This window comes from Streptomyces otsuchiensis (assembly GCF_004305975.1).
Lineage (GTDB): Bacteria > Actinomycetota > Actinomycetes > Streptomycetales > Streptomycetaceae > Streptomyces > Streptomyces otsuchiensis.
In genome coordinates this window covers 1-5,036 of the sequence record NZ_BHZI01000355.1, presented here as the reverse complement: position 1 = coordinate 5,036, position 5,036 = coordinate 1, and the positions used below count along the sequence as shown (strand labels likewise).

The window sequence follows — 5,036 nt, the reverse complement described above, 5'->3', positions numbered from 1 at the left end:
GTCCGGAGCGGGCTGGGTCATGCGTCGTCCTCCAGGTCCTCCAGTGCGGCCAGAATCGGCGGGTAGATCAGGTCGATGGGGATGAACCGCGTCAGCGAACTCCGTGGAACCCAGGCGACATCGAGGTTCTCGACGGTGTCGCGGTTGACCGCCTCACCCGCCAGGTAGTCACAGAGGAAGTAGACGCAGCCGACCTTGTTCAGAGGGTGCAGGCGGCTCCCGAGGGCCCGCCGCACGGTGCAGTGCACTCCGGTCTCCTCCAGCGTCTCCCGGACGGTGGCGTTCTGCGGCTTGGCACCGGGCTTGATCACTCCGGCCGGGAACTGCCAGGTGAGGCCCTCGGCGTCGCCGTCCCGCCGGTGGACGAGCAGCACCTCGTCACCCCGGGTCACGACCGCGATAGCGACCCGCAACGGGTGGGCGAGACCGGCGTCGGGCGCACCGCCGGGGTTCGCGGGCGTCCCCCGGGCCGGGGGTCCGTGCCCGGCGCCGTACGGCGGGGCCGGTCCGAGACCGGCGGCAATGGCGTGGGCGAAGCGGCGCCGCGCCACGTCCGTGGCGGCCTCGTGGGCGTTGTCGAGCAGCCGCTGCACATCGACCCGGGGCACGATCCGGGCGTCGGCGTGCCAGCTCGCGACGGTGCGCGGGGCGACGCCGAGTTGTTCGGCGAACGCCTCGTTGGACAGGCGAAGTGCGTGCTGGAGCGCGCAGGCGAGGTGCCCGTTCCACCGTTCCACGACATCCACCGGTTCCTCCCACCGAATTCGCCGTATCGCACGTCGTCACTGGCAATTGCACGAACCGCACTGAACCGTCCTGCTATCCGCAGCCGGAATTCATGGTGCGGTGACGTCGGCCGGTGTTCACTGGAACCACGGCACGGTCGCACCGGACCCGGCGGCACCCTGTCGTGATGCCCCGTCAACGGTCTCCGTATCCGCCCGGCCGCGCGAGAGAGCCGAACCCGTCGATCCTGCGGGTAATCTCGGTTCTCCCGAACTGATCCGGCGTCACAGGAGACAACACCGCCGACGCCGGGCCCCAAGCGAGAGGAAGACCATGACCGAGGCGCGGGAATCCGTGGTGGAACGCACGCTCGTCCTGCTGAAACCGGACGCGGTGGTACGCGGCTTGGCCGGAAGGATCATCACGCGGTTCGAGGAGGCGGCTCTCAAGATCGTGGGCGTGAAGATGCGCGAGATGGACGCGGATTTCACGCGGCGCCACTATGCCGACCTCGAAGAGCGGCTCGGACGTGAGGTCTACGACGTCGCCGCGACCTTCATGCAGCGGGGGCCGGTGATCGCGTTCGTACTGGAGGGCTTCGACGCCGTCGCGACCGTCCGGAAGATCGTGGGCAGCACCTACCCCAACGAGGCACCCGCGGGCACGGTGCGCGGGGACTTCTCGCACTACAGCGCGGCGGGCAGCAAGGAGAGCGGCAAGGCCGTCGCCAATCTCGTGCACGCCTCCGGCAACCGGGAGGAGGCGGCACAGGAGGTGGAGCTGTGGTTCGAACCGGCCGAGCTGCACCGGTACCGCACCCTCGCCGAGGCGTTCACCTACTGACGGGCCGCGCCTCTCCGGGCCACCGCCCGGCCGCGCGCCCGACCCGACCCACGCACCACCACCACACGAGAGAAGCGACCATGACCATGCGCGCCCGCACCGCCTCCGCCGAGGAGCTGGAAGCCGCCTACCAGCGGGAGCTGTCCACCGACCGCTGGGCCGCCGCCGAGAGCTGCTACGCCCTGGCCGTGCTGCACCGGGACAGCGGCGACTGGGCGACGGCCAGGGACTGGGTGCGGCAGTGCCGGCGGCTGCTCGACGGGTTCTCCTCCGACCACCTGGAACAGGTCGCGACCCGCCGGGTCTCCGTCGGGGGCGTGCCGCTCCCCGGCTGCCTGCACGACGGTGTCCTCCGCGAGCGTTTCGGCGCCTTCGACTGACTCCGGCCGTCGGCCAGCCGGCCGCCGGGAAGACTCAGTTCCCGACCACCGTCGCGTAAAGCGCATTTCCGATACCGCACAACAACTGTTCACAGCAAGCCCAGCAGCCCCACCGGATCGGGTGATTATCGCTCAGCCGATCCGGTAGGCACCCCCATGCCCGAAATGCGAGGAGGCCGCCGATGCCGGTGGAGATCGAGATGCGCGCCCGCTTCGACGAGGCACAGCACGAGGAGCTAATCACCCGTTTGGAGGAAATCGGGGAGGACCTGGGACACGACAACAAGACGATCATTTTCTATGTTCTCGACGCGGGCCTGCTCAAAGTGACGGACAACCTCACGGCCGGCTCGGCGAAGATCACCTGGAAATCCGGACGCATCGGCGACGGTCCCGCCTTCCCGGAACAGGAGATTCCGATCGCCCGCGAGGACATCGGGCGCGCGGTGGAAATCCTCGACGCCATCGGTTTCGCCGAACGCAGGCACGAGGCATTCACCCGGCGCCGGAACTTTCGGTTCCGGGGTGTCGAGATCGCGGTGAAATGGAGCCAGGCGTGGGGGTACCACGCGGAGTTCGAACTGCTGCTCCCGGACGACGCGGCCTCGCCCGCCGCACGGTCGGACGCCGCAGCGCAGATCGGGACGGTCGCCTCCAGCCTGGGCATCCGCCTGATGAGCGAAGCCGAACTGGCCGCCTTCACCCGCGCGTTCGAAGAGGCAGAGCGAGACCGTCGCGCGGCGGAGACCGCGTCCGGCTGACCGGGATCACCCACCCACCAGGGGGAGAACCTCTCATGGAACGGAATCGATCGGCACCATCGCAATCGCTCGTCTCGCTCGCCGCCCGCGGAAGCCTGCCCCGGCACCAGTACCCCGACGCCGCCAGCATCCAATGGATCACGGCCCACCGACCGCCGCTGCCACCGGGCCGGGCCACGGCCCTGCCCCCGGCCCACCAGAGGCTGCTGCGGCGCTGCACGCCCCGCGACAGCTGGTTCGCGGAGGGCCGGTGCGTGGACTCACTGCACGGCGTCCGGCACGCCCTGCGCACCGCCGCCCTGGCCGCCGTCCTCGCCGACCGGGCCGGACTGACCCCGCGCCGGACGGCGACACTGGTACTGGCGGCCGCGGTTCACGACTGCCGCCGCCTGCACGACGGGCACGACCGGGGCCACGGACGGCGCGCCGCCCACTGGCTCACCTCCAACGCGGCACAGCTCCACGACCGGCTCGGCACCGACCACCGGCAACTCCGCGCCAACCGGCAACTCGGCTCCGAACAGCCCCAGGAGACACCCGACTTCGCCGAGGCGGCGACGGCCGTGCGCCTCCACGACGTCCCGTACCAGGACTTCTCCCCCGCCGACACCCGCGACCACCTCCGAGCGGGCCCCGTCGTCGATCTGCTGAAGGCGGCGGACGCGCTGGACCGCTACCGGCTGCCACGGCTCGACTGGTGGCCCGACCCTGCGCGCGTCCGGACAACCCTGCCCGCGTGGCTGCACGGCGTCGCCTTCGACCTGGTCGTCGGCTCCGAGACCGCGTGGCTCTCGGGCGTGTCCAGCACCGACGCCGTCCGGCAGTCCCTGGCACGGCTGGGGGCCATCCCATGAGCGGCCCCGGCGCCAGCTACCGGCTGTGGGCGGACGCCCATCGCTTCTACGACACCGCGCACCTGCCCGGCCAACGCGGCCAGGGCGACCCCACCCAGGCGATACCCTTCCCGCAGGCCGACCCCCTGGCCACGCTTCGCGCCGACTGGTCCGCCCGCCTGGCCGCCGCACCCAACGGTGCCCTGCTCCACGACAACGCGCTGTTCTCCGCGCTGCGTTCGGACCGCACCCTCCATCTGCTGCACGTGACAAACGCGTTGGAGGAGATCAACGGCCAGGGCGTGCTCTATCCCTCGGGCGGCTGTCTGGTCGGCAGCGTCTACTGCGCGCCCCTCACCGACGCGGGCGGTGGCGAGTTCCGGATGCACAACCTCGGCCACCACATCCTCACCCGCGAGGCGCCCGAGAGCGCGGCGCGCGCCGGACGGCCCGAGCAGTCCGCCACTCCGCTCATCATTGAGGTGACCGTGCCCGATCACGGCTACCGCGGGCTGGCGGGCATCGACTACCTGCGGCTGGGCACCATCCACCTGGAGCTCTACGACCACCTGAAGTACCTGCTGTCACGCGCCGAACGGCACGAGCTGCGCGAGACGGTCGTGGCCAGGACCCGGAACGCCACCGCGCTGCTCGCCCTGGCGACGGCGCGCGTGTACCAGGGCGCCGCTGTCACCCCCGAGCACTTCCTGAGCGTGCTGCACGAGACGATCCCCCGGCTGCCAGTCCTGGGCTACCTCTACTTCGAAGCCCTCTCCGAGTACCTGATGCTGCACTCGACCAGCGACGTGACCCGGCGGCTGGCGGCACGGGGCGAGATGAACAACCGCCTCTACAAGGAGCTGCTGGTCCTCGCCCACCCCGACATGAGGGGACGGTTCGACCTCTCCCGGTTCCGGCCGGCGCCGCGCGACCTCGACGGTCTCCTAGGCCGGGTCGACCCGACTCTGGAACCGTCCGCCGCCCGCGCCCACCTCGTGGACCGAGTCAGCTACCTCGTCGCCGCCCGCCTCTTCACTCCCGGCCTCGTCCCCTCCCCGTGGCACCACACGCGCTGGGAGTTCGACACCCTGGCGGCCCGGGTCGGCCCGCTGGTCGGGCACCTCGTCCACCGGGAGCTGAGGAACTTCGGGCGGTACCGCGACTTCTACGTCTACTTCGACCAGAACAAGGCGATCCAGGCGTGGAACTACTGGAACCACCTCGATGTCGTCGTGCCGTTCAACGGGACCGTCCCCAAGGGTGAGGTCGGCGTCAACCCGGCGTACCCCGGGCTGGAGTACACGATCTGGCGCGCCGAACCGAGCCGCACGGGCCATCTGCGTCCCGTCAGCCAGCTGGACCTCACCATCTCGCCGCGCCTGGTGGACCTCCGGCACACCCTGATGCGCGGCAACCGCGACACCCCGGCGGACGCTCCGCCCGGACCGGTCGCCCACGCGCACTGACCCACCGGGCGCCGCCCTCCCCCGCCC

Annotated in this window: 6 protein-coding genes; 5 read left to right on the top strand and 1 reads right to left on the bottom strand. The window is 70.9% G+C overall.

Features of this window, described 5'->3' with window-relative positions; genetic code table 11:
• Positions 1–17 precede the first annotated feature (17 nt).
• On the bottom strand, positions 18–746 hold the full coding sequence (locus tag E0D90_RS23445) for an NUDIX hydrolase (protein ID WP_130799984.1): 729 nt from the start codon (positions 744–746) through the stop codon (positions 18–20).
• A 313-nt stretch (positions 747–1,059) separates the two neighbouring features.
• Here E0D90_RS23445 and E0D90_RS23440 point away from each other — a divergent pair, with 313 nt between their 5' ends.
• From E0D90_RS23440 to E0D90_RS23420, 5 genes are all read left to right on the top strand, one after another.
• Entirely contained in the window at positions 1,060–1,569 is a 510-nt protein-coding gene (locus tag E0D90_RS23440; RefSeq protein ID WP_130799983.1) for a nucleoside-diphosphate kinase, read from the top strand.
• Positions 1,570–1,649: 80 nt separating this feature from the next.
• On the top strand, positions 1,650–1,949 hold the full coding sequence (locus E0D90_RS23435) for a hypothetical protein (RefSeq protein WP_130799982.1): 300 nt from the start codon (positions 1,650–1,652) through the stop codon (positions 1,947–1,949).
• A 182-nt stretch (positions 1,950–2,131) separates the two neighbouring features.
• Positions 2,132–2,710: a hypothetical protein gene (locus tag E0D90_RS23430; RefSeq protein WP_130799981.1), complete on the top strand. Its 579-nt coding sequence runs from the start codon at positions 2,132–2,134 to the stop codon at positions 2,708–2,710.
• Between the two features lie 35 nt (positions 2,711–2,745).
• Positions 2,746–3,564 (top strand): HD domain-containing protein, encoded by an 819-nt coding sequence (locus E0D90_RS23425; protein ID WP_130799980.1) that lies wholly within the window; start codon positions 2,746–2,748, stop codon positions 3,562–3,564.
• Positions 3,561–5,009 carry a hypothetical protein gene (locus tag E0D90_RS23420; RefSeq protein WP_130799979.1) on the top strand — a complete coding sequence of 483 codons (1,449 nt, stop codon included), beginning with the start codon at positions 3,561–3,563 and terminating at the stop codon, positions 5,007–5,009. Before E0D90_RS23425 ends, E0D90_RS23420 begins: the two co-directional genes overlap by 4 nt.
• The last annotated feature ends 27 nt before the right edge of the window (positions 5,010–5,036 follow it).

Bases quoted from the DNA above. Each gene is read 5' to 3' on its own strand.
- E0D90_RS23440 (WP_130799983.1), top strand. From the start codon at position 1,060: ATGACCGAGGCGCGGGAATCCGTGGTGGAACGCACGCTCGTCCTGCTG.
- E0D90_RS23435 (WP_130799982.1), top strand. From the start codon at position 1,650: ATGACCATGCGCGCCCGCACCGCCTCCGCCGAGGAGCTGGAAGCCGCC.
- E0D90_RS23430 (WP_130799981.1), top strand. From the start codon at position 2,132: ATGCCGGTGGAGATCGAGATGCGCGCCCGCTTCGACGAGGCACAGCAC.
- E0D90_RS23425 (WP_130799980.1), top strand. From the start codon at position 2,746: ATGGAACGGAATCGATCGGCACCATCGCAATCGCTCGTCTCGCTCGCC.
- E0D90_RS23420 (WP_130799979.1), top strand. From the start codon at position 3,561: ATGAGCGGCCCCGGCGCCAGCTACCGGCTGTGGGCGGACGCCCATCGC.